This is a genomic window from Planococcus soli, from assembly GCF_016881065.1.
Classification (GTDB): domain Bacteria; phylum Bacillota; class Bacilli; order Bacillales_A; family Planococcaceae; genus Planococcus; species Planococcus soli.
On record NZ_WXYN01000004.1, the window covers coordinates 104,569 to 127,377 of the forward strand.

Consider the following 22,809-nt stretch of genomic DNA (forward strand, 5'->3'; position numbering starts at 1 on the left):
TTTTGAGGAGCGGTAAAATGGTACAAGGAAAATTCTTTAAGCTTGGGGCGGCAGGTTTTTTATCGATAGGAATGCTCGCAGCATGCGGCAACAATGAACCATCTGAAGAAGACAATAATGACTCAGAAATGCAGAATGAAGAAGATTCCAACACGGATGATTCGGATTCTGAAGACGATGATGACGACTCTGAAGAGGAAGATTGATATCCTCTTTAAAAATGAATTCAAACAAAATAAAAAATCGCCGAAAGGTGGTTTTTTATTTTGGAGCAAAAGTGTTTTATTCAAGCAAAGGGGTATAGAAAAGAAAAGAGCAGAAGTGTTTCGCTCCTTCCGGCTGGAAAACAGCGGGGACTTTTTCGGGGGCAATTTTGGATGCTTGTACAAAGTCGGTGCGGGAAGACGGACATCCAATGGCGTTTGTTAAAGTTCAGCCCGAAAGCTTTTCACCTCTTTCAAGAACCAGCAGATTAGAAGGAACAGAAACCTAAAATTTCCGTTAATCATCTAAATTGCTGATATTAACTACTCAAAATTAAATGCTGTACTAATATACTGGGCTGGATGTGACAGACAATAGTGCTGTAGGCAACGCCGAAAAGAGTCTTCCGATTCTTTTCGGCATTTTTTTGCAATGAACTCCTGTTTTTAACAATGATTTTCAATTTCTGGAAAAAACAGAAAGGATGAGCAGGATGGAACATTTAGAGCAACTGGCGGAACAAGTGGGTATGTTAATGAATGCTGAGGTGGAAGTGGAAGGAAGAGAATGTCTGATCAAAAGAAAAAGGACCATAAATATTTCTTCCCATAATAAAAACTTTATTTGCACATTAGATCATGATATTTCTTTTAAAAACCTAAAGGATAATGGAAAAGCGTTCAACCAGGCGGAGATTTTTTTGCTGCCGGGAGAGCTGGCTTCTTTTGTAAATGCACTTCACCAGCACCCGATTCCATTCCCAACAAGCTATCAGCACCGAATGGATATCAATCCGGATATCATTTGCGTGTATTTATCTTCAGAGGAGCCACCTGAGGATTTTGCCGCCAGGCTGTCTGCAGCTTTCGACGCCATCGAACAAAATTCTCTGGTTTGAGCAGCTGCTGGAAGAAAGGAGATTTACATGCTGACCAGATACAAACGGCCAAACGAAAAAATCGCGATGGGCCTGCTGTCATTCATGCCTAAAGAGCGTGATTTCAAACACCTGAAAAAGACTATGGAATTGTACAACGAACATGCCGACTGGCGACTTTTTCTCTGGAAATCGGGAGATAGTTATGTAGGCGCAATTGGTATTCATATAGAAGATGCTGAAAACTTTACTGTCCAGCATATTACCGTGATTCCTTCTTTTCGGGGAGAAGGAATCGGCCATATGATGGTGGCACGTGTAGAGAAGCTGATGGACAACCGAAAAGCACTGGCGACGGAAGAAACAAAACCCTTCATGATGAAATGCAAGGTCTAAAAATGTATCTCAAAGTAAAAGCCGACTGTGCGAATTCGCAGCCGGCTTTTTATAATGGGAAAATTTCCATCTTGACCTGCCAACAGCGTATAATAGGAGCATCTGACAGACCCAAATAAAGTGAAATTAAGAGGTGTTCCTCATGATCATCATCATTGATAACCAGGATTCATTCACCTATAACCTGGTCCATTATTTTGAACAGCTGGATGGGAAAGTGCTTGTTTTCCAAAAAAATGAACTCACAGCAACACAAATAGAAGCACTTGGACCGGATCTGATTGTGCTGTCGCCTGGCCCTGGGCGACCGGCTGCCAATGGAGCAAGCGTGGACGTGCTGAAGGAGTTGAGTGGTCAGATCCCGATACTTGGTGTATGCCTGGGTCATCAAACCATAATCGAGCATTTCGGAGGACGGATTGTTAAGGCGAGCCAACCGATGCACGGAAAAGTCTCCATGCTGACGCACGATGGAAAAGGGCTGTTTAATGGGATTTCCAACCCTTCAGCTGTGACCCGCTATCATTCATTAGTTGCGGAAGAACCGCTGCCCGAATGTTTATCAGTGACGGCCCGTTCAGAGGATGGGGCGATTATGGCTGTCCGCCATCATACTTTGCCAGTTGAAGGAATCCAGTTTCATCCGGAATCGATTTTGACAGTGGAGGGCTTTGCTATGCTGAAAAACAGCTATGAACATGCTAAGCAGTGGAAAAGCACCAACAAGGGAGGTGCTGATTTTGTCGAACCCTTACCTAGTGTATGAGTTCCGGAATGACAGTGGAGAAATTGAACCGCTTCTTTTCAGTGAACCTTTAGAAGTTCTCGAAACCGGTACTCTTTCAGAAGTACCCGGAATTCTGGGGAAGGTGGAAAAGGCGGTTGCTGCTGGATTTTACGCGGCGGGATACGTTTCCTACGAAGCAGCTCCGGCTTTTCATCCGGAAATGCAAGTTCAGGCAGGAGGCGAAATGCCGCTTGTCTGGTTCGGGATTTTTAATGAACCGAAGAAAAGCTTTTCTCTTTCGGAAGAACTGCCATATACAGTTACAGATTGGGAAATGGCAAGCTCTGTGGAACGGTATAAAGAAGGAATTCAAGAGATCAAACAGGCAATAGCAGAAGGCGAGACCTATCAGGTAAATTACACGGAACGCCTTGTTTCGGAATTTACAGGCAGTGGCCTTGGGTTTTACCGCCAATTGGCGAGAAATCAGCAAGCCGATTATGGCGCCTATCTGAATATGGGAAGGTTCCGTGTGCTCTCAGCATCTCCGGAACTGTTCTTTAAAGTTTACGAAGGAAAGCTGACAGCCAAGCCGATGAAGGGGACGGCATCACGGGGACGCACAACACAGGAAGACAAAGAACAAGTAACAGCACTGCTAGCTTCTGAAAAAGAGAAGGCTGAAAACCTGATGATTGTCGACTTGCTCCGCAATGACATGAGCCGATTAGCAAAACAGGGAACGGTTAAAGCGGACCCTTTATTTACGGTGGAAACCTACCCAACAGTTCATCAGCTGACATCGACAGTCAGCGCGAAACTGGACCCAACAGCGACTATATTAAATTGGTTTCAGGCATTATTTCCATGCGGGTCGATTACAGGAGCTCCCAAAATCAGCACGATGAAATACATAGCCGCTTTGGAGCAAACGCCACGAGATGTATACTGCGGTGCCATTGGTTTCATCACTCCTGAGAAAAATGCCACCTTCAATGTGCCTATCCGAACCGTCGTGGTTGACCAGGAAAAAGGCACAGCTCGTTACGGTGTGGGGGGCGGCATTACCTGGGACTCTACTTCCGAAGGAGAGTACAATGAATTGCAGACAAAAGCCGAAGTGCTGACAGCGAAAAGGCCAGTGTTCAGCCTGCTGGAATCCTTAAAGCTGGAGGATGGAAACTATCCGTTGTTGCCATATCATATGGCGCGACTCCAGGATTCTGCCGACTATTTTCATTTCCCGGGAAATATTCAGGGAGCCGAGAATGCATTAATGGAGCTGGCGCAAAAATATAAACAGGGCATTTTCAAAGTCCGTTTGCTGCTGAATCATAAAGGGCAAATAGAGGTGCAGGCTCAGAAAACAGCTCCGATCGCAGAGCCGGTAAAGTGTATCTTGGCGCGTTCAGCAGTAGACAGCAAAGATCCATTCCTTTTCCACAAAACAACTCATCGTGAAGTATATGAGCAGGCAGCCAACAACCTGCCGGAAGAAGTATTTTCAGTATTGTTGTGGAATGAAAAACAGCAGCTGACCGAATTCACCATCGGCAATCTGGTGCTTGAAAAAGACGGCCGTTTTTACACACCGCCCGTTTCTTGCGGCTTGCTGGCAGGCACATTCAGGCAGCATTTGCTGGATCAGCAGGTCATCGAAGAAAGGATCATCTATATAGAAGAGCTTCAGGATTACGAAGCGGTTTGGCTGATCAATGGCGTTAGGGGCTGGCTTTCCGTGGAACTAATGAGCAGCGTAGAAATAAGTCAAACCGACAACTAGACGATGAGTTGAAAGCGCTAGAGAAGGAGGTTTTATTATTTCATTCGATATGGAAAAGGAAATCTTGGATGAGTTGATGGAGAAAATTGAGTCAAAGCAATTTTCAGCAGGAACAAAGCTGCCTTCAGAAAATGAATTGGCAAATCGCTACGGAGTAACGCGCATGACAGCTCGTGCCGCCTTGTCGAAACTGGAGGAGCGGGGCTATATTTATTCAAAGCAAGGCAAGGGACGATTTTTAAAAGAAGAATCCATGCAGATTCAACTTCACTTAACTGGAAAAGTCAGCTTCACTGAAAAAATGGAACAGGCAGGCTACGATTTAGAAACACGCCTCATCAGCTGTGAAAAAGTTGGCTTTGAAGAAAAAGTCTACAAACTGTTAAATTGTGAGCCAATAGATCACGTTTATAAGGTTTCTAGAATCCGAATTATTGACGGACAACCGATGGCTATCCACAATTCCTTCGTGAGCGAAAAGATGTTTCCTGACATTGAAAAAGAAAGGGCTGACATCAGTTCGATGTTCGCTTATTACCGGAAGCATGGCCACACCGAATTTGCCAGCAGCAAAACCATGCTTGGCATCTCTTTTCCAACCTCAAAAGAACAGCAGCTTCTGCATTGCCAAAGTATGGTGCCGCTCATTATAGTAGAGAATGATTGCATCAATGCAGCTACAGGAGAGGTTCTGGAACACACAAGAATCTTATACCGCAGCGATAAATTCAAATATGACATCACCATGTAGTGATCAAAACAGACAAAGGATAACTTTCCTTTGTCTGTTTTTTTATCTCTTTATGTAAAGCGTCTTTACATAAGCTTTACTAGAGCTTAAAACACAGCCACTTGGCAACAAGTTAGGATGAACGTGTAGACAAGGAGGCAGGGAATATGAAAAGACGTAAAAGAACTGAGATTCTTATTCAAGGAGATGGAAGTTTAGCAAAGGCTTTGGCAGCCAGTATCACGCAAAAGTACGAATGCCGCGAAGTTTCAGTGCCTGAGCAAGGAATGATTATGGTCAAGATGAGGGAATCAGCAAAAAATTCCTTGTTTTATATGGGAGAGGTCCTAATAACAGAAGCAAAAGTGGAGATTTCAGGGAAAATCGGAACTGGATTGCTGGTAGGCATGGATGAACAGCGTGCGACGCATTTGGCAATCATTGACGCAGCCTATAAGGCTCAGTTGCCCGAAGCAGTTGATTGGGAACATCAGCTTTTGGAAGAAGAAAAGAAAATCAGAATGGCGAAAGTGCAGCAGCAAGCGGAACTATTCGAAACCAAAGTCAGCTTTGAAACAATGGAAGTTTAATTGAACCACTAAACTAACTGACACAGGAGAGATTATATGGCGATTGATCAAATACACGACTTGCAGCAGGTTTACCGAAAACTATTACATAGCATGTCACGGCCAGGAACCATTTCATCGATTGAACAAGAAACGAAGCAAGTGGATATAAATTTTGGTTGTGCTGATTCGTTTATTTTAAGCGCAATGGTCTTGCTGGATGCGGAAGTGACTTTTCATGTCTTGTCAAAAGATCGACAGAATTTGATTGAGAAAATTTCGAATTACACTTCAGCCCGTTTTGCTTCAGTGAAAGAGGCTGATTTTATTCTCGTTCTTCAGGAAGATGAGGAATCGGACGTTTTAGAGGCAATGGCGCAATGTAAAATTGGCAACCTGATCGACCCTCAGCAATCAGCAACCTGGATTATTGAAAGTGCGGTTTTATCAAATGAAGACGCATTGGTGCTGACAGGACCTGGAATCGAAACAGCAGCTCATTTATCAACGGGGCAATCATTCCGATTCTGGCAAGCCAGAGACAGCCGCATCAAGGAATATCCGATGGGTATTGACATGATTTTTGCGGATAGCTCCTCTCAAATCGCTTGTCTGCCGAGAACAGTTTCAGCAATTCCGATGGAGGTGAAATAGATGGGCTATGTTCCTGTAAAAGGCGGAACTCAGGCCATAGAGGCTTCGATTAAACGCCTGACTTATGAACGGTTAAAAGGCGAAGAGATTTTAGAAATCAACACGATCCTGGCGACGATGGGCAGCATGATTGACCAGGTTATGTCAGAAAGCAGCCTTTATTCACCGGAATTGGCGGCTTTGGCCATCAAGCAAGGAGAAGGCAGTTTGGAAGAAGCAGTTTTCTTGATGCGTGCACACCGTTCAACTTTGCCGCGCCATTACTACAGTGAAACAGTCGAAGCGGAAACGATGCTGGTCGAACGGCGGATTTCGGCAAGCTTTAAGGATATTCCAGGCGGCCAGTTACTGGGTGCCACGTATGATTACACTCATCGGCTGTTGGATTTCGGGTTGTTGGAAGAAAGCATGGAAACTAATCGCCGGTGGCTGGAAGATTATAAAGATAATTTTTCAGCTATTCAAGGTTCAAAAGAAGTGGTCTATTTTCCAAAAGTCGTGGATTATTTGCGCGAGGAGGGCCTGTTCGAGACATACAAACCGGACAATACAGCCCCCACTGACGTCACTAAGAAAAGCCTTCAGTTTCCGACGACTAGAAGTGCACGGCTACAGGTAATGACGCGCGGCCAAACCGGGGCGGTAACATCATTTGGTTATGCATCTCTGCGGGGGTACGGCCAAGTTCATCCTACTGTCGGCGAAGTTCGTGTCGGTAAAATACCGATTTACACCATCCATCCGAATGAAGTGAATCAGGAACCGGAAGATCAGTTTTATATAGGTGAAATCCGTATAACGGAAGTCGAGTCATTTGTGCCGGTAACCGTAAAAAATGACAACAATAAAGACGAATTGGAATTTGAAATTGGCTATGGCGCCTGCTACGGACAAAATGAGACAAAAGCGATTGCGATGAGCATCTTGGATCAATGCCTGGAACATCCCAATACGGATTTTCCGACTCACGATGAAGAATTTGTTTTACTGCATATCGATTCGGTGGAATCCACCGGCTTTATTTCTCATTTAAAACTTCCGCATTACGTCACGTTCCAATCTAAGTTGGATAGTATTCGACAAGTGAAAAAGGAGGTGCAGGAAGTTGAGAACTAATACGCATTTTGCTTTTTTTGATGAAGGTTCCAAAAAAGAGATTCGCCGGGCTACGCTGAAAGCTGTCGCAATTCCAGGCTATCAGGTGCCTTTCGCTTCACGGGAAATGCCGATTGCGCGCGGTTGGGGAACAGGCGGTCTTCAGTTGACATTGTCTTTGATCGGCAAAACTGATGTGCTGAAAGTTATCGACCAAGGGGCAGATGAATCGGTCAATGCGGTCAGTATCAAGAAACTGGTTCAAGAGACAACAGGTGTTCAAGTAACGGATCAAACCGAAGAGGCTGATTTGATTCAATCCCGCCACCGCATCCCGGAAATACCGTTGACGAAAGACCAAATCCTTGTTCTTCAAGTACCGATGCCTGAACCTCTTCGTCCAGTGGAGGCACGCGAGTACGCAACCAAACGCATGCATTCCGAAGACGATTACAGCGGTGCCTGGCTGATGCTGTTCGAGCAGATTGTCAAATACGGGAAAACAGCAACTGCTGCGGATCATCCGGTTTATGTCAATGGACGCTATGTCATGGCACCAAGCCCGATTCCACGCTTTGATAATCCGAAAATGCATCAATCGGAAGCGTTGATTTTACTTGGTGCCGGACGCGAGAAGAAAATCTATGCCGTACCGCCTTATACGGCTGTCGAATCTTTGGCTTTTGAAGATTACCCATTTGCTGTTGAATCATTTGAAGGCCAGGAATGCCGGTTATGTGGATCGGCACATGTCTTTCTCGATGAATTGATTGACCAGAAAACGGGAGAAACCGTCTACCAATGCAACGATACCAGTTATTGCATGGAGCAATTGAACAGCACTGAGAAAGCCGAGGTGGAAAGCAGTTATGCATGAAGAACCAATATTGAAAGTACGTAACTTGCGCAAGCAGTTTGGACCCGGTTGTTCCCATTGTGCCAATTTGGATTCTGATCGATTAGAGAAAAACTACTGCACCGTATGCGGCACAGTTTATGCAGTCCGTGATGTGTCACTTGATTTGTATCCCGGAGAAATTTTGGGGATTGTGGGGGAAAGCGGCAGCGGCAAATCCACATTGATGCAATGCCTGTACTTCGACACTGACGTAGCGTCAGGAGAAGCGTATATCCACACGCCTGCTTTGACGGGTACCAATGTCTTTGAGTTGTCTTCCCAGCAAAAGCGTTCCATCCGCAACCACGATTATGGAATGGTCTATCAAAATCCGGTGCACGGCTTGAAAATGAACTTTTCCTCGGTAGGAAATATTGCGGAAAAGCTCATTGCAGCAGGCAACAGAAATGTTGGAGAGATGGAAGCGACCAGCAAAAGGCTGCTTGAAAATGTCCATATTCCATTGCATCGCATGAAAGAAGAACCGCGCAACTTTTCAGGAGGGATGCAGCAACGCGTCCAGATCGCTAAGGCATTGTCGAACAATCCGCCCATCCTGTTTTTAGACGAAGTGACAACTGGACTGGATTTATCGGTTCAGGCAAACGTCTTGGACTTGATCAAAAAAATCCAGCGTGAGCTTGGCATCAGTATGATAGTGGTATCACATGATTTAGCGGTTATCCGTATGTTGGCTGATCGGACCATCGTCATGCTGAACGGGGAAATCATCGAACAGGGCTTGACCGATCAAGTATTAGAAGACCCACAACATGCGTACACGCAGCAACTTGTGTACTCATTACTCTAGGAGGATCGATATTTTGTATATTATCCATAATGGCAAAATCGTAACTGAGCAATCAATAGTTGAAGGGTTCGCAGTCGTAGTGGAAGGGGAAATTATCCAGTCAATCATTCGGGAAGAACAGGTGGTAGATTATCCCGATGCCAGGCTGATTGATGCCAATGGAGGCTACATTTCTCCAGGTTTTATTGATATACATTCCGATTACATCGAAACGATCGCTTCTCCGCGTCCGACCAGTATGATGGACTTCGACATCAGCTTGCGGGAAGCAGAAAAAATCCTGATCAGCCATGGCATCACAACAATGTTCCATTCCTTATCATTCTACAAAGAAGACGTGTTTTCACATAAACCGATGCGCAATCCGAACAATATCCAGCGTATGGTGGATGCCATCGAAGCGACGCATAACCGGCTGCATTTGATCCGCCATCGTTTGCATGCCCGTTTCGAAATCGATAACATCGATGAAGTGGACCAACTGGTGAGAAATATCGAGGATGGCAAAGTGCATCTGTTGTCATTCATGGACCACACGCCAGGACAAGGCCAATACAGGAACTTGGAAGTCTACCGGGAAACTTTGAAAGGCTACCGGGAAATTTCGGATGAAGACGTCAATGTGCTCATCGCAGAGCGCCAGAGTACGGAATATTTGGCTGCAGAGAAAATTAAAGAAGTAGCAGATATTGCGCTTGCTCGCGGGATCGCTGTTGCTTCCCATGATGACGACGATGTTAAGAAACTGGATTTAGTGCAAAGTTTCGGCACCACCATCAGTGAGTTTCCGATTACTCTGGAAGTCGCCATCAAAGCAAAAGAAATGGGCATCCATACCATCGCCGGAGCTCCCAATGTGATGTTGGGCGGCTCCCATTCCGGCAATCTGTCCGCAGCGGAAGCCATCGGACACGGCTGTATGGATATCCTGTGCAGCGACTATTATCCTCCGGCTTTGCTGCATGCGGTCTTTGATCTGCATGAGAAATACGGCAACGATTTGCACGCAATGTTCCAGATGGTCACGTTGAATCCGGCAAAAGCAGTGAAAATGGACGACGAGCTTGGATCGATCAAACCAGGTAAAAGAGCCGACCTATTGGTGATTGAACGCATGGATGACGGCTACCCGATGCTGACGGCAACAATGGTCAATGGCGCGTTGATTACGACTACGAACTACCGGATAAAATAACGAAAAGCGGAAGCGCAAAATAGCTGAAGCTAACCTAAGAGCGCGACGTCGCGTCGCAACGATTCTTAAGCTGAAAAAGGAGGCAATACTATGGCAATGCTGGAAATAGCGGGCTTTGAGAAACGCTTCACCATCCATCATTTAAATAAAGTCATGCCGGCTATAAAAGACATCCATTTTTCCTTGGAAACAGGTGAATTTATCGGCATCGTCGGAAAAAGCGGCAGCGGCAAATCGACCATTTTAAAAAGTATCTATCGCACCTATTTGCCGGATCATGGAAAGATGATGTACGATTCTTCCGCTTTTGGAGTGGTGGACCTGGCACATATTACGGAGCGGCAAATGCTGCACTTGCGGAAATACGAAATTGGCTATGTTTCTCAGTTTTTGAATGTCATGCCACGGACGACCTGCCGCCAGTTGGTAACCAATGCCTTATTGGAGATGGGTTCGACGGAGGCAGTGGCCGGCGGGGAAGCAGAAAAAGCGTTGGCTCACTTCGAAATCGATCCGAAACTTTGGGACAGTTACCCGAATACTTTTTCAGGGGGCGAAAAGTTGCGCCTGAACATCGCGATGGCGACGGTTAAACAACCGCGTTTGCTGCTGCTCGATGAACCGACTGCAAGCTTGGATCAGCAATCGAAAATGAAGGTCCGTGAAATAATCGAAAAGTTGAAGCTTAACGGCACAACCCTGGTTGGGATTTTTCATGACATTGAATTCATGGAAGGGCTTTGCGATAAAGTTTATGACATGCAAACGAGAAAGCTGACTGTCGGTGAAAAAGTGGGTGTGGGCGCTGAAAGCTGATTTGCATGTCCATAGCCATTATTCAGACGGAGCGGATTCAGTAGAGAGAGTCATTAAAAAGGCGAAAAAAGCCGGGCTTACAGCCATCAGTTTTGTCGATCATGACACAGTGTCAGGTTGGCAGGAACAACAACAGATTGCTGAAACCTATAGCATTCAAGCGATACCTGGAATTGAAATTTCGGCTTATGATTTCAAGCGGCAGCGAAAAGTGCATATACTGGGCTATCACTTTTCTCCGGAAGCGCCATCCATCACTAGGCTATGCAGCGAATTGCTGAAACTTCGACACAACCATTCGATGTGGCAAGTGAGCCAAATTCAAGCAGCTGGATTTAACTTGGATGCCGAAGCAGTCATAGAGTCGGCGAAGCCATCAGCCACTGTCTACAAGCAGCATATTATGCAGCAGCTGACTGATGCCCACTATACATCTAAAGAATACAAGTTTCTTTATAAAAGTTTGTTCAAAGGGACGGGTGTCGCAGCAGGCGACGTTGATTATGTTGATGCAGCAGAGGCCGTCCGGGCCATTGTCGCTGATGGGGGCCTGGCTGTTGTGGCGCATCCGGGACAGCTCGATTCCTTTGATCTGGTACCCGAGTTGCTGGAAGCGGGCCTGGGTGGAATCGAACGCAATCATTTCGACCATTCAGCCAAAGACCATCAAAAAGTGGAAGAGCTTGCCCAGCAATACGGTTTGGTGATGACCGGCGGCAGTGATTACCATGGAGCTTTCGGTACAGCTGTAGAGCCTGGAGATATCGTCAGCCCTGAAGATATTAACATCATTAAAAGACTATGAAGTTCCTGTAAATTTCAGTATTTAGTTTTTGAGTTGTGTTGTAATGAAACAGACAAAGCAGGGACGCCTGCTCATTCCGGATACACAAAAAGGAGAATCGACCATGAAGAAGAAAAGTTCAGCAATGGCACTATTGGTTGGAGCGGCTTTACTGTTATCAGCATGTTCGGAAGGCAACGCGGAAGCAGGCAAGACAGAAGTGGATGATGTGATAAAAGTGGTCTGGTACCCAAATGAATCGGGATCGGACATGACTTCTTCCCGTGATGAAATTGGAGCAGCTATCGAACAAGCGACAGGCAAAGAAGTCGAGCACCAATTGACAACCGATTACGCCATTGCGATTGAGACATTGGTCAATAATAATGCAGATTTGGCGTTTATGGGTGCACAGGGATATATTGAAGCAAAAAATGGAAACGATGCAGTTGAACCATTGGTCGTGCCAACAGGAGAATCAGGTACAATCGAGGATGCAATTTACCATAGTTGGCTGGCAGTTAATGTCGATGCTCAAGAAGAGTTCCAAGTGGACGGCGAATTCTCACTGGATACGCTGGAACAGAAAAAGATGTCCTTTGTTTCAAATAGCTCCACATCCGGGTTTGTTGTCCCTTCTTCAACCATCATCAGCCATTTCGCTGAGCAATCCGGCTATGAAAACCTGACAGCGGAAGACTTGATGGAAGGCGGTCCATTATTCTCACAAGTGCTTTTCGGAAACTCTCACCAAGGGTCAGCTGTGAACTTATTGAATGATAGCGCAGAAGTAGCTGCATTCTGTGATACGTGCGTTGAAAACTACGTGGAAGTAACGGAAGGCGAAGCCAACGAAGTCGGCTCAATCTATAAAGTCAAAGATGATGCGGCGGAACCGTTTAATACAGTAACAGGCGGTGAATTTGCGTTGATGGGCGTTACACCTGTACTGAATGCCCCGTTTGTAGCCAATATGGAAGTGCTTGGCCAAGAGGATTATGACGCTTTACAAGAATTATTCACTTCAGACGAAATCGCAAACAACGAAAAAATCTTTGTGCCGGAAGACTCGGGCGAATCAGGACTGTTCTTCAAATCAGCAGATGAGCGTTTTGCACCAGTTGAAGATGCATGGTTCGATCCAATCCGTGAACTATCTAAATAATAACCGAAAGACAGCCGCACGTTCCCTTCAAGGAGAATGCGCTGTCTGAAAAATTAAGGTGAAGAGGAGACGATGAGCATGTCTTTACTGCAAATCAAAGATCTCGGAAAGTCCTATAATTCGGATGCGAAAGTGCTGCAAGGGTTGAATTTTGAAGTGGAATCTGGTGAATTTCTATCGATCATCGGACCTTCTGGAGCTGGTAAATCGACACTTCTCCGATGCATCAATCGAATGGTCGAAATTGATGAAGGAAAAGTTGTTTTCGATGGTCAGGAAGTCGGAAAGTTGAACAAAAAAGAACTGCGAAAAGTGCGTACGAATATCGGTATGATTTTTCAGCATTACAATTTGGTGCCGCGCTTATCGGTTATTGAAAACGTGCTGCACGGACGATTTGGCTATAAGACAACAATTCAAGGGGTTTTGGGGCGTTTTACGGAAGCAGAAAAAGAACATGCCTTTTTCCTTTTGAAAAAGTTGGGCATTGAAGAGCATGCTTATAAACGTTGTGATCAGTTGAGCGGCGGTCAGCAGCAACGTGTAGGCATTGCGCGTTCACTGATCCAAGAACCAAAAATCGTCCTATGCGATGAACCCATTGCGTCGCTCGATCCCAACGCTTCAAAAGTGATTATGGACCATTTAAAGTCAATCACCCAAGAGCTTGGCATCACTTGTATCGTCAATCTCCACCAAGTAGAGATAGCTAAAAGCTACTCTGACCGGATTATCGGTTTGAACAAGGGCGGAATCGTCTTTGATGGACCAAGTTACAGGCTGCACCGAAACCATACCGATCAGATTTATGGCACACAGACACAGGCTACTCCAGAAATCCGTGAACTAATCATGGTGTAAGGGGCAATTACAGTGAATGAAAAAACAATGAAAGCCAGCCGAAAATGGCAGACAATCTTTTTTATCCTGCTGATTATTGGAATGACTCTTGCGTCTTCCGCAATTACCGGATTCAATATAATCCATGGAATCGCCACTTTGCCAAAAGCGGGCGCTTGGATCCTCTCAAATCTGATGATTACCCAGGAATCTCTTGAACGCCTTCCAACGATTTTGGAGAAATTGCTTGAAACAATTCTTATGTCGATTGCAGCCACAACAACCGGTACGGCCGTTGCATTCTTTTTAAGTTTGATGGGTTCGAAAACAACAGGAACCAAAAAAGTCTTTGGCGTGTTTGCGCGGTTTGTCGCATCCGCCTCTCGAAATATACCGGTTGTAGCTTGGGCATTGATTCTCTTGCTGTCTTTTGGACAAAACTCGGTGACTGGATACTTAGCCTTATTTGTGGGCTCTGTTGGTTTTCTGACAAGAGCTTTTATCGAATCGATAGACGAAGCAAGCCAAAGTGCGGTTGAAGCTTTGCGGGCAACCGGTGCGACATATTTTCAGATTGTTTTTAAAGCGGTTGTGCCTCAATGCATGCCACAGATGATTAGCTGGATTTTATTTATGATTGAAACCAATATCCGCAACGCCACTTTAGTAGGCATCTTAACCGGTACAGGAATCGGTTATACGTTTGACCTGTACTACAAGACATTAAATTACAATGCTGTCGCCTTGGTCACATTCAGTATTATTATTGCTGTGATTGTCATCGAGCTGATGTCAAATTATATCAGGAAGGTGATTATCTAATGGATGCAAGTACATACATAAAACGTGAAGCCAGCGGCCGGATAGCAATTAAGATGGGAAGCAAGTCGGAACGCGTCATGACATGGACCGTTACGGTGCTCATAGCCCTGACGATTGCGGCGTTTTTATTCTTCGATTACACGGGACTGGACTTGTCCAAGGCGATCCCGGAAACTTTCTATAATTTAAAAAAGATGTTTCTGGAACCTGCGCTATCCCATTTCACTTGGGGGCAAGCATTTTATCAAATGGGCGTCACATTAGGGTTGGCATTTTTGTCAACAATATTTGGAGCCATCATCGCGTTTTTTCTGGCACTGATGGCGGCATCGAATTTATCAAAAGCGTGGATTTCAAAAACAGTGCGAGTCATTGTCGCTTTTGTTCGTGCGGTTCCAACTGTTTTATGGGTATTGATTTTTGCCATTGCAGCTGGATTAGGCAGTGAAGCAGCAGTGCTCGGCATGTTGTTCCACTCGATCGCTTACTTGGTTAAAGCATTTTCAGAAGCTTTTGAAGAAGTAGATCAAGGAATCATTGAAGCATTGCGTGCAACAGGAGCCAACTGGTGGCATATCGTCGTGCATGCGGTTCTCCCATCCACTTTCACCTATCTTTTGTCTTGGACATTCCTGCGCTTTGAAATTAATTTTGCGGTGGCAGTTGCCATGGGCGCAGCTGCAGGAGCAGGTGGAATCGGCTTTGAATTATTCATGGCTTCCGGATTCTATTTCGATTTGCGGGAAGTGGGAATGATCACTTACATGATTTTAATTTTTGCCATCGTCTTAGAAATCCTATCGACCAAGATGAAGGAGCGCTATTTCCCGGCAGCTGCAAAATCTGCAAATTGAGGATTTCCACTTCTTCAGAAAAGTTGTAATAATCTGATTACTATGGTTTGATAGAAGGTGAGAGAATTTTCCAACATGAGGAGGATGAATAGATGAATTTAGCAGGGAAAGTGGCAATCGTTACAGGTGGAGCATCCGGTATTGGCTTGGCAACAGCAAAAGCGTTTCTTGAAAAAGGGGCAAAAGTGGTGATTGCTGACTTTAACGAAGAAGGCGGCCAAAAGGCGGAACAGCAGCTGAAGCAGGGAAACGCCGACATCGTTTTCGTTAAGGTCGATGTAGCCAGCGAGGCATCGGTTGAACAATTGGTTGCGGCAACAGTCGAGCGCTACGGAAGAGTTGACATTATGGTCAACAATGCGGGCATCGGCGTCCTCGGAGTCACCCATGAATTGACGTATGAAGACTACCATAAGGTCATTTCCATCAACCAGGATGGTGTCTTTTTCGGTGCCAAACACGCGATTAAGAACATGCTGAAAAATGGCGATGGCGGTGTCATCATCAACACATCCTCCATTTTGGGATCTGTTGGTGAAGGCGGTGCATTTGCTTATAATGCCACTAAAGGTGCGGTAAACCTGATGACCAAATCCCTGGCATTGCAATACGCAGAGCATGGAATTCGAGTAAATGCATTGGCACCCGGCTATGTGGAGTCCGGTATGGTCAGTAAAGAGGCTTTGGGTGACTTTTATGACGCATTGGTGGACAAGCATCCTGTCGGAAGACTGGGGCAGCCGGAAGAAATTGCACATGCCATGGTATTCCTTGTTGAAAATGAATTTGTAACGGGCAGTACACTAATGGTCGACGGTGGCTATACCGCTCAGTAAATAAGAGGTACAAGAGAGCTGCTGCATGTGGCTCTTTTTCTATTGGAAAGTTTTATTTGCACTCATTAGGGAATTTTCAAATAACGTGGCTGTATGAAAAAAACGGCATTCAACAAGGAGAAGCCGAATCGAAAGGAGGAGCTGTATGAAGAAACTGGGAATGATCGGAGGGACAGGACCTGAGTCCACGGTCGATTACTACCAAACCATTATCAGTGAGTTCCAGCAGCGGACTGGAAACCAGGAAAGCCTGCCTGAATTGCTGATCTACAGCATCAATATGTACAAAATATTCGATTTGCTCGAAAGTGGACAGGAAGAGGAACTGGCGGAATATTTGGCAGCTGCTGTACTAAGCCTGGAAAGAGGAGGGGCGGATTTCGCTGTCATTTCGGCCAACACACCGCACCTCGTCTTTAAACAGATTCAGCAGAAAGTGAACATCCCGATGATCAGCATTGTTGAAGCAACATACCGCAAAGCTCAGGATATGAAGCTTCAAAAGATTGGCCTATTGGGGACCCAATTCACCATGGAAAGCGATTTTTTTAAAAATCCATTTATCGCAAACGGCCAAGAGGTAGTTGTGCCAAACAAAGATGAACAGCAATTTATTCATGGGAAAATCGTTGAGGAGCTGGAAAAGGGAATTGTCAAAGAAAAAACGAAAAAAGAGCTTTTGGGGATTGCCCAACGGCTGATTGAGCAGCAGGGTATCGAAGGTCTTATTCTCGGCTGCACCGAGTTTCCGATGATCTTCAAACCGGAAGACCTGGATATTCCTCAATTGAATACTGTCAAGATTCATGTTGATGAGATTGTCAAAATGATTTTAAGCGACTGATCCATAGAGTCAGCCAATTCAATGCCCAAAAACCGTCCTGACTGTGTGGAACGGTTTTTTTCTCTGCAGACCCGATGAGAATCAGCTGGATGGAAAACCGGCGCTGGATAAAGTATGATAAAACCACAAGCTAAACCCTTGCCTTTAAAGGAGGTGATATCAGATGACAATCGGTGTCCAATTGTCAGCGTCAGAAAAAACTCATGCAAAGCCTGGTATTTGGAGAGGCGATACTTTGCATGGGGCTACAAGCAATCTTTAATCGCTCCCGCAAAATCCAGCCGTTCTTTCTGCCCGGCTTTCTTCCTTATACATGCAGCGAAAAAAACATAAGGAGTGGGCTCATATGATCCATGTTAAAGAAACAGACCACAACAGCGACAGCACGGCGGACAATCTGAAAGCATTTATCCGGAACGACCAATACAATTTCATCAAGGACCAGACCAAAATTCTGGTGGCAGGACAAGCCAGCACAAATGATGCAGAGGTATTGAATGTCCTGAGGCATCTTGCGCACGAAAAAGTGTATAAGCTGTTCCCATCCCTCACAGAGCAGCAAAAGAAAATCCTCCAGCCGTTGGTGCAGGTAAAAGAACTCGGTGATGCGGAAACTTTTTTGGAACAGCTTCAGCCCTACATCATTCCATTTAACGCAGTCAGCGACCAGGGATTGAAAAAGCTATTTCCTAAAGCAAAAAAATTGAAGGGTCCGAAGCTTGAGAATATCAACCTTGGCCGGACTTCCTATTTAGCCTGGACGGAAAGTTCTAATTTGATGTATTTGGTGGTCCATGAAAACGATGGATTGATCGGTGTTCAAGGCAGCTTTACCCGCAGCGGCAAGCAGGGCATATGCACTTTATGCAACCGCCATAGTGAAGTCGGCATGTTCATCGCCAAAACGAAAAGCTCGGGACAGGATCAGTTTATCAAGCGAGGCAATTACATTTGCCAGGATTCTGCAGCCTGCAATAACAATGTCAAAACGCTGGACCGCTTGAATGAATTTATCGGCCAGTTCCAGAAATAAAAAACACAAAAGAACCGTTCCCAATCGTCGTGAAAACCGATTCTTGGGGAATGGTTCTTTTTTATTTGGTATACCATTAATAAGGATAAAATTATTATTTGACTTATTTTTCTGATAAATATAGACTGTATCTACAATATGGTATACCATTTAGAAACTTAATGGAGGATTAGACGGATGAAGCTAATTAGCGAGGTAAAGAAAAATACCGTGTACGACTATTTGTATAGCGCTATACGGAAAGGCGAAATAAAAGCAGGCGATACATTGACGGAACGGGACCTTGCTGAAAAACTGGGTGTCAGCCGTACCCCCATCAGGGAAGCTATTCGAAAACTGGAAGAACAGGGAGTGGTCATCCATGAACCGCATAAAGGAGCAAAGGTCATCGCCTTATCTGCAGAAAAGGCAGCGGAACTTTATGAAGTGCGTGAACTTCTGGAAGGTCTGGCGGCTAGAAAGCTGGCGCAGATCCATACAGCTGAAATGATGGAAGAACTGACTGGCTATATTGAAAGAGCTGAAAAGAAAGCTCTTGCTAAAGAGATTGAAAAATTATCCGACATCAATTCAGCGTTTCATTTGGCGCTGGCGAGACTTTCCGGAAATATTTATCTGGAAGTCATCATGAACATGCTGCAAACCCAGATCAACTTGTTAATGACGACGTCGCTGTCCTATTCCGGACGGCCGCTTGAAAATATCGAAGAGCACAAACAGATTCTTGAAGCTATTAAGCTGGGTGATGGAGATTTTGCAGAGAGCGTGGCAAAATACCATGTTCGGCAAGCAAAAATCCATGCAATGAAGAAGATAGCGGAGGGTGGAATGTAATCATGGTGACGAAAATATTAGTGGAAAATATTTTAAAGACGAGCATTAAAGAGATTCCAGAAGACGTCCGGCAGCACGGTAAGAAGAGCCTCCTCAATTGGATGGGCGTGGCAATCGGCGCTTCAAGCCATCCTTCTGTAGACATGGTGCTCGCGTTGAAAGAAGATACCCAATCTGCGGAACAAGTTTCGATTTTCGGCCGGACAGAAAAAGTGGATCTTCTTTTGGCAAGTCTAATCAATGGGATGTCTTCCCATATCTTTGATTACGACGATACCCACCTGGACACCATCCATCACCCAAGCGGCCCAGTAGCTCCTGTGGTTTTTGCACTTGCCGAAAAAATGGACCTGCCAGGCGAGAAAGTATTGCATGCCTTTATCCTGGGCTGTGAAGCAGAGCTGCGTATTGCCAATGCTGTGTATCCGAGCCATTACCACCTGGGATACCACATCACCAGCTCGACAGGGGTTTTCGGAGCGGCAGTGGCAGCCGGGATTTTATTGGAATTGGACGAAGAACAAATGATTTGGGCGCTGGGGATTGCTGGAACCCAGTCTTTCGGATTGCGGGAAATGTTCGGGACGATGACGAAGCCATTCCACCCAGGAAAGGCAGCCCAGAACGGATTAATGGCTGCATTATTGGCAAAGCGGAATTTTACTAGCTCTACAGAAGTACTGGAAGCGAAAAGAGGATTCGCCAATGTTTTGGCTCCTGAACACGATCTTTCCAAAGTGAACGTTCAATGGGGGGAGCGGTGGGAGTTGTTGAAAAATGCCTTTAAACCCTATGCCTGCGGAATTGTTCTCCATCCCTCCATTGATGCCTGCATTGCTTTAGGCAAGCAAGTAAAAGCTGAAGATGTAGAGCGGATTGAACTTGTAGTTCATCCGTATGTATTAGAGTTAACAGGGAAACCGACACCGCCAACAGGTTTGGCAGGCAAGTTCAGCATCTACCATACAGGTGCTGTGGCTTTCCTTGAAGGAGATGCAGGCGAAGAACAATATACAGATTCGAAAGTGAAAGATCCTGCAATTGTCGATTTCAGGACTAAGATTAAGCCGAGAGTAGATGAGACGGTCAAAGAGGAAGAAGTGATTGCCATTGCTTTTCTTAAAGATGGAAGAAAAATCGAACATATAGTGAAAAATGCAACAGGTAGCATCGAAAATCCAATGACCGATGAAGATTTGGCGAGAAAGTTCAAGAAACTGACCTATCCGATTATAGGAGCGGAACAAGCCGATGGGCTGATCGACGCTATAAATGAAATACAGCAGCTTGATAGTTTAACCCCTTTGATTGCGTTAACGAAAGCTGCAAAACAGTAAAGCGATTGTTGGGAAGGAAGCCTTCTGGTGAGAGGCTTCTTTTTTTTGCAATTTTTTTATCTTTTAGTGTAAGCCATGTCTAAAGCAGCGGATAAAATATGGATTCATAAGTTGGACTTTTATGATTTTTTAGGTTGAAGCGTAATGAAAGACCGGAAAAAAAGTGTAATATAATTTGAATTTTCTTTCAATTGCTATTGATTTATTGTGAAAGCGCTTTTATAATAGGGGTAATATCAAATGTCACGACACTGAACAAATGTAAAGGAGGCGTAAATTATGTGGGGATGGTTCATTGTTGTGTTTGCTGCCGTCTGGCTGCTACAACTTTGGATGGCCAAAGCGCAACTGAAAAACTACCACGGCACGATTAAAAAACTGAGCAGAAGACCATCAGGATACTTAGGGGTGGGGATCAAAAAACAAAAGTTGGGAATAGGGGCAATAGCAATTATCGTAACGGACGAAACTGGAACTGTTGTTGAAAGCCAATTGATGCGGGGAGTGACGGTATTCAGCCGTTTTGAGCCATTCGTGAAATATGTTGGTTTGCCGCTGGACACATTAAAGGCAAGTCTTGGGGAAGAACCGGTGGATTTAGCTTTTGAGATGGCAATTGAAAAAATAGAGGCACAAATGAATGAAAAGACAAATCTAGCGGTATAAGGAGGAAGAAAAATGGACTTTTTAGTTAGATTGGCCGAAGGGTTTATAGGCATGTTCCAAGCGGGAGGCGATACATTTATTGGTCTGGTGACCGGCATTATCCCGTTGCTTGTTGTTTTGATTACTGCCGTCAATGCATTTATCCGCTTGGTCGGGGAAGAGCGCATCAATAACCTGGCCCGCAAAAGTACAAAAAATATCATTTTGCGCTACACGCTTTTTCCCGTCTTGGCGGTTTTCTTCCTGACCAATCCGATGGCTTATACGTTCGGGAAATTTTTGCCGGAAAAACAAAAGCCGGCATTCTACGATTCAGCGGTTTCCTTTGTGCATCCGATTACTGGCCTGTTCCCACATGCCAATCCCGCTGAATTGTTCGTATACTTGGGAATTTCCGCTGGCATCACGCAGCTTGGATTTTCATTGGGGCCGTTGGCGATCCGCTTCTTTATTGTAGGTATCATCGTGATTCTGATACGCGGCATTGTCACTGAGATTATCACGGTCCGCATGATGAAAGCGCGTGGCATGGAAGTTTAATTGATCCGAGTGGTTTAAAAAAGGGAGGCAAAGAAAATGAGCAGCAATCACACGCCATTGGATTATAAGCCAGTGACCATAACTAAAGGCAGAGGCGGATGGGGCGGTCCACTGACCATTCGGCCAAATGAAGAAAAACGTTACATTGTGTCGGTAACAGGCGGCGGCATTCATCCGATAGCACAGGAAATTGCCGATTTGACCGGTGCCGAAGCGGTAGATGGATTTAAAGGTTCCTACGATAAAGAAACCATGGCTTGTGTTGTCATCGATTGCGGGGGAACTGCACGCTGTGGCGTTTACCCGAAAATGAATATCTTGACAGTCAACGTCAACGCCACTTCTCCGTCAGGGCCGCTGATGAAGTTCATCAACGAAGAAAACTTCGTTTCCGGGGTCAAGCATGAAAACATTGCGGCAGTAGCAGCTCCTTACGAAGATCAAGATGCAGTGGAGGACGCCGTCGAAAAAGTTCGAAGTCCAGCAGCACGTGAAAAGACGCCGCAGGAGATAAAAGAAGAAGCCAAGCTGAAGGCAGCTGGCTACCAGAAGCCGAAAAAGATGAACATCATCGAAAAAATCGGCCGCGGAGCCGGTAAGGTGGTCGGGATTTTCTACCAGGCCGGCCGGGAAACGATTGATCAGGTGCTGAAGAACATTTTGCCGTTCATGGCTTTTGTCAGTATGCTGATCGGAATCATTACCTATACCGGAATCGGTGATTTGATCGCCAACTTCGTATCGCCATTAGCTGGGAATATTGGCGGTTTGCTGCTCTTGTCTGTTATTTGTGCATTGCCGATCTTATCCCCATTGCTTGGGCCGGGAGCAGTTATTGCACAGGTAGTTGGAGTTCTGATCGGTGTAGAAATTGGCCGTGGCAATATCCCGCCGGAATTGGCGCTGCCTGCGCTGTTTGCCATCAATCCGCAGGTTGGGGCAGATTTTGTACCAGTTGGTTTGACGTTGGGAGAAGCAGAGCCGGAAACGATTGAAGTCGGAGTTCCTGCGGTGTTGCTGTCCCGTGTCATAACAGGTCCAGTAGCAGTTGTTATTGCATACCTGTTCAGTTTTGGACTGTACAGCTAAAAAATAAGGGGGCAGTCAGGTGGAGGATATGATGACCAAAAAATATGAAGCGAAAATAACTGAAATTGGTGAAGAAGTGGAAATTTTCATTGAAGAAAACATGCTGGTCATTTTTAACGATACGGTTCCCGAATCGCTGCGGTCAATCGGCGTGATTCATGAACGGGCAGATCTTTTGGAGAAAGTCGAAGCCGGGGATGTGCTGGAAATCAGCGGACAGCAATACGAGATATTATTTGTGGGAAGCAAGGTCAATGACACACTGGAAGAAATCGGCCATTGCACCATCGCCTTTAATGGCGAAACAGAAGCCAGTCTGCCTGGAACCATGTGCGTCGAAAAGAAAGCATTGCCCGAATTGCAGGTCGGCTCCGCGATTCGCATTATTAAACGTTAAAAAAGAGGAGGTT

27 protein-coding genes are annotated in these 22,809 nt (G+C 45.3%); all 27 read left to right on the forward strand.

The features are described from left to right. Positions 1 to 17: 17 nt before the first annotated feature. The 27 genes from GJB59_RS01500 (at position 18) to GJB59_RS01630 (ending at position 22,796) form a co-directional block, all read left to right on the forward strand. The gene (locus GJB59_RS01500; protein WP_142828525.1) at positions 18 to 206 is read left to right on the forward strand and encodes a hypothetical protein; all 189 of its coding nucleotides are present in this window, start codon (positions 18 to 20) and stop codon (positions 204 to 206) included. A 491-nt stretch (positions 207 to 697) separates the two neighbouring features. Continuing rightward, positions 698 to 1,102 carry a DUF1259 domain-containing protein gene (locus GJB59_RS01505; protein ID WP_142828526.1) on the forward strand — a complete coding sequence of 135 codons (405 nt, stop codon included), beginning with the start codon at positions 698 to 700 and terminating at the stop codon, positions 1,100 to 1,102. 27 nt (positions 1,103 to 1,129) lie between these two features. Continuing rightward, the gene (locus tag GJB59_RS01510) at positions 1,130 to 1,477 is read left to right on the forward strand and encodes a GNAT family N-acetyltransferase (protein ID WP_142828527.1); all 348 of its coding nucleotides are present in this window, start codon (positions 1,130 to 1,132) and stop codon (positions 1,475 to 1,477) included. Between the two features lie 142 nt (positions 1,478 to 1,619). Continuing rightward, on the forward strand, positions 1,620 to 2,243 hold the full coding sequence (locus GJB59_RS01515; protein ID WP_142828528.1) for an anthranilate synthase component II: 624 nt from the start codon (positions 1,620 to 1,622) through the stop codon (positions 2,241 to 2,243). Next, entirely contained in the window at positions 2,218 to 3,987 is a 1,770-nt protein-coding gene (gene pabB / locus GJB59_RS01520; protein WP_142828529.1) for an aminodeoxychorismate synthase component I, read from the forward strand. The genes GJB59_RS01515 and pabB overlap by 26 nt, the downstream gene beginning before the upstream one ends. 49 nt (positions 3,988 to 4,036) lie before the next feature. Further along, positions 4,037 to 4,738, forward strand: coding sequence for a GntR family transcriptional regulator (locus tag GJB59_RS01525; protein WP_328822952.1), 702 nt, complete (start codon positions 4,037 to 4,039; stop codon positions 4,736 to 4,738). A gap of 146 nt (positions 4,739 to 4,884) precedes the next feature. After that, the gene (gene phnG, locus GJB59_RS01530; RefSeq protein WP_142828531.1) at positions 4,885 to 5,307 is read left to right on the forward strand and encodes a phosphonate C-P lyase system protein PhnG; all 423 of its coding nucleotides are present in this window, start codon (positions 4,885 to 4,887) and stop codon (positions 5,305 to 5,307) included. Between the two features lie 36 nt (positions 5,308 to 5,343). After that, the gene (phnH, locus tag GJB59_RS01535; protein ID WP_142828532.1) at positions 5,344 to 5,940 is read left to right on the forward strand and encodes a phosphonate C-P lyase system protein PhnH; all 597 of its coding nucleotides are present in this window, start codon (positions 5,344 to 5,346) and stop codon (positions 5,938 to 5,940) included. Then, the gene (locus GJB59_RS01540; protein WP_142828533.1) at positions 5,941 to 7,056 is read left to right on the forward strand and encodes a carbon-phosphorus lyase complex subunit PhnI; all 1,116 of its coding nucleotides are present in this window, start codon (positions 5,941 to 5,943) and stop codon (positions 7,054 to 7,056) included. It abuts the gene before it with no gap. After that, complete coding sequence (locus tag GJB59_RS01545) at positions 7,046 to 7,912, forward strand: alpha-D-ribose 1-methylphosphonate 5-phosphate C-P-lyase PhnJ (RefSeq protein WP_142828534.1); 867 nt, start codon at positions 7,046 to 7,048, stop codon at positions 7,910 to 7,912. Before GJB59_RS01540 ends, GJB59_RS01545 begins: the two co-directional genes overlap by 11 nt. Then, on the forward strand, positions 7,905 to 8,744 hold the full coding sequence (locus tag GJB59_RS01550) for an ATP-binding cassette domain-containing protein (RefSeq protein ID WP_142828535.1): 840 nt from the start codon (positions 7,905 to 7,907) through the stop codon (positions 8,742 to 8,744). The genes GJB59_RS01545 and GJB59_RS01550 overlap by 8 nt, the downstream gene beginning before the upstream one ends. A gap of 13 nt (positions 8,745 to 8,757) precedes the next feature. Then, positions 8,758 to 9,939, forward strand: coding sequence for a phosphonate metabolism protein PhnM (phnM, locus tag GJB59_RS01555; protein ID WP_142828536.1), 1,182 nt, complete (start codon positions 8,758 to 8,760; stop codon positions 9,937 to 9,939). A 90-nt stretch (positions 9,940 to 10,029) separates the two neighbouring features. Continuing rightward, complete coding sequence (locus GJB59_RS01560; protein WP_142828537.1) at positions 10,030 to 10,755, forward strand: phosphonate C-P lyase system protein PhnL; 726 nt, start codon at positions 10,030 to 10,032, stop codon at positions 10,753 to 10,755. Continuing rightward, positions 10,745 to 11,560, forward strand: a complete 816-nt coding sequence (locus GJB59_RS01565) for a PHP domain-containing protein (protein WP_142828650.1) — start codon at positions 10,745 to 10,747, stop codon at positions 11,558 to 11,560. The genes GJB59_RS01560 and GJB59_RS01565 overlap by 11 nt, the downstream gene beginning before the upstream one ends. Positions 11,561 to 11,663: 103 nt before the next feature. Continuing rightward, positions 11,664 to 12,704 carry a PhnD/SsuA/transferrin family substrate-binding protein gene (locus tag GJB59_RS01570; RefSeq protein ID WP_142828652.1) on the forward strand — a complete coding sequence of 347 codons (1,041 nt, stop codon included), beginning with the start codon at positions 11,664 to 11,666 and terminating at the stop codon, positions 12,702 to 12,704. Between the two features lie 78 nt (positions 12,705 to 12,782). Beyond that, complete coding sequence (phnC, locus tag GJB59_RS01575; RefSeq protein WP_142828538.1) at positions 12,783 to 13,565, forward strand: phosphonate ABC transporter ATP-binding protein; 783 nt, start codon at positions 12,783 to 12,785, stop codon at positions 13,563 to 13,565. Positions 13,566 to 13,577: 12 nt separating this feature from the next. Next, on the forward strand, positions 13,578 to 14,366 hold the full coding sequence (locus GJB59_RS01580) for a PhnE/PtxC family ABC transporter permease (protein WP_142828539.1): 789 nt from the start codon (positions 13,578 to 13,580) through the stop codon (positions 14,364 to 14,366). Continuing rightward, the gene (gene phnE, locus GJB59_RS01585) at positions 14,366 to 15,220 is read left to right on the forward strand and encodes a phosphonate ABC transporter, permease protein PhnE (protein WP_142828540.1); all 855 of its coding nucleotides are present in this window, start codon (positions 14,366 to 14,368) and stop codon (positions 15,218 to 15,220) included. Before GJB59_RS01580 ends, phnE begins: the two co-directional genes overlap by 1 nt. Positions 15,221 to 15,312: 92 nt before the next feature. Further along, entirely contained in the window at positions 15,313 to 16,056 is a 744-nt protein-coding gene (locus GJB59_RS01590; protein WP_142828541.1) for an SDR family NAD(P)-dependent oxidoreductase, read from the forward strand. A 145-nt stretch (positions 16,057 to 16,201) separates the two neighbouring features. Next, entirely contained in the window at positions 16,202 to 16,900 is a 699-nt protein-coding gene (locus GJB59_RS01595; protein WP_142828542.1) for an aspartate/glutamate racemase family protein, read from the forward strand. Between the two features lie 346 nt (positions 16,901 to 17,246). Then, a complete protein-coding gene (locus GJB59_RS01600; RefSeq protein WP_142828543.1) occupies positions 17,247 to 17,933 on the forward strand; it encodes a FusB/FusC family EF-G-binding protein in 687 nt (228 codons plus the stop codon). A gap of 177 nt (positions 17,934 to 18,110) precedes the next feature. Further along, positions 18,111 to 18,767 carry a GntR family transcriptional regulator gene (locus tag GJB59_RS01605; RefSeq protein WP_142828544.1) on the forward strand — a complete coding sequence of 219 codons (657 nt, stop codon included), beginning with the start codon at positions 18,111 to 18,113 and terminating at the stop codon, positions 18,765 to 18,767. A gap of 2 nt (positions 18,768 to 18,769) precedes the next feature. Further along, positions 18,770 to 20,104 carry an MmgE/PrpD family protein gene (locus GJB59_RS01610; RefSeq protein WP_142828545.1) on the forward strand — a complete coding sequence of 445 codons (1,335 nt, stop codon included), beginning with the start codon at positions 18,770 to 18,772 and terminating at the stop codon, positions 20,102 to 20,104. A gap of 279 nt (positions 20,105 to 20,383) precedes the next feature. Continuing rightward, complete coding sequence (locus GJB59_RS01615) at positions 20,384 to 20,770, forward strand: transcriptional regulator GutM (protein ID WP_142828546.1); 387 nt, start codon at positions 20,384 to 20,386, stop codon at positions 20,768 to 20,770. A 12-nt stretch (positions 20,771 to 20,782) separates the two neighbouring features. Beyond that, on the forward strand, positions 20,783 to 21,310 hold the full coding sequence (srlA, locus tag GJB59_RS01620; protein ID WP_142828547.1) for a PTS glucitol/sorbitol transporter subunit IIC: 528 nt from the start codon (positions 20,783 to 20,785) through the stop codon (positions 21,308 to 21,310). Positions 21,311 to 21,346: 36 nt separating this feature from the next. Then, a complete protein-coding gene (gene srlE, locus GJB59_RS01625) occupies positions 21,347 to 22,399 on the forward strand; it encodes a PTS glucitol/sorbitol transporter subunit IIB (RefSeq protein ID WP_142828548.1) in 1,053 nt (350 codons plus the stop codon). A gap of 31 nt (positions 22,400 to 22,430) precedes the next feature. Further along, the gene (locus GJB59_RS01630) at positions 22,431 to 22,796 is read left to right on the forward strand and encodes a PTS glucitol/sorbitol transporter subunit IIA (protein WP_236015333.1); all 366 of its coding nucleotides are present in this window, start codon (positions 22,431 to 22,433) and stop codon (positions 22,794 to 22,796) included. Positions 22,797 to 22,809: the final 13 nt, after the last annotated feature.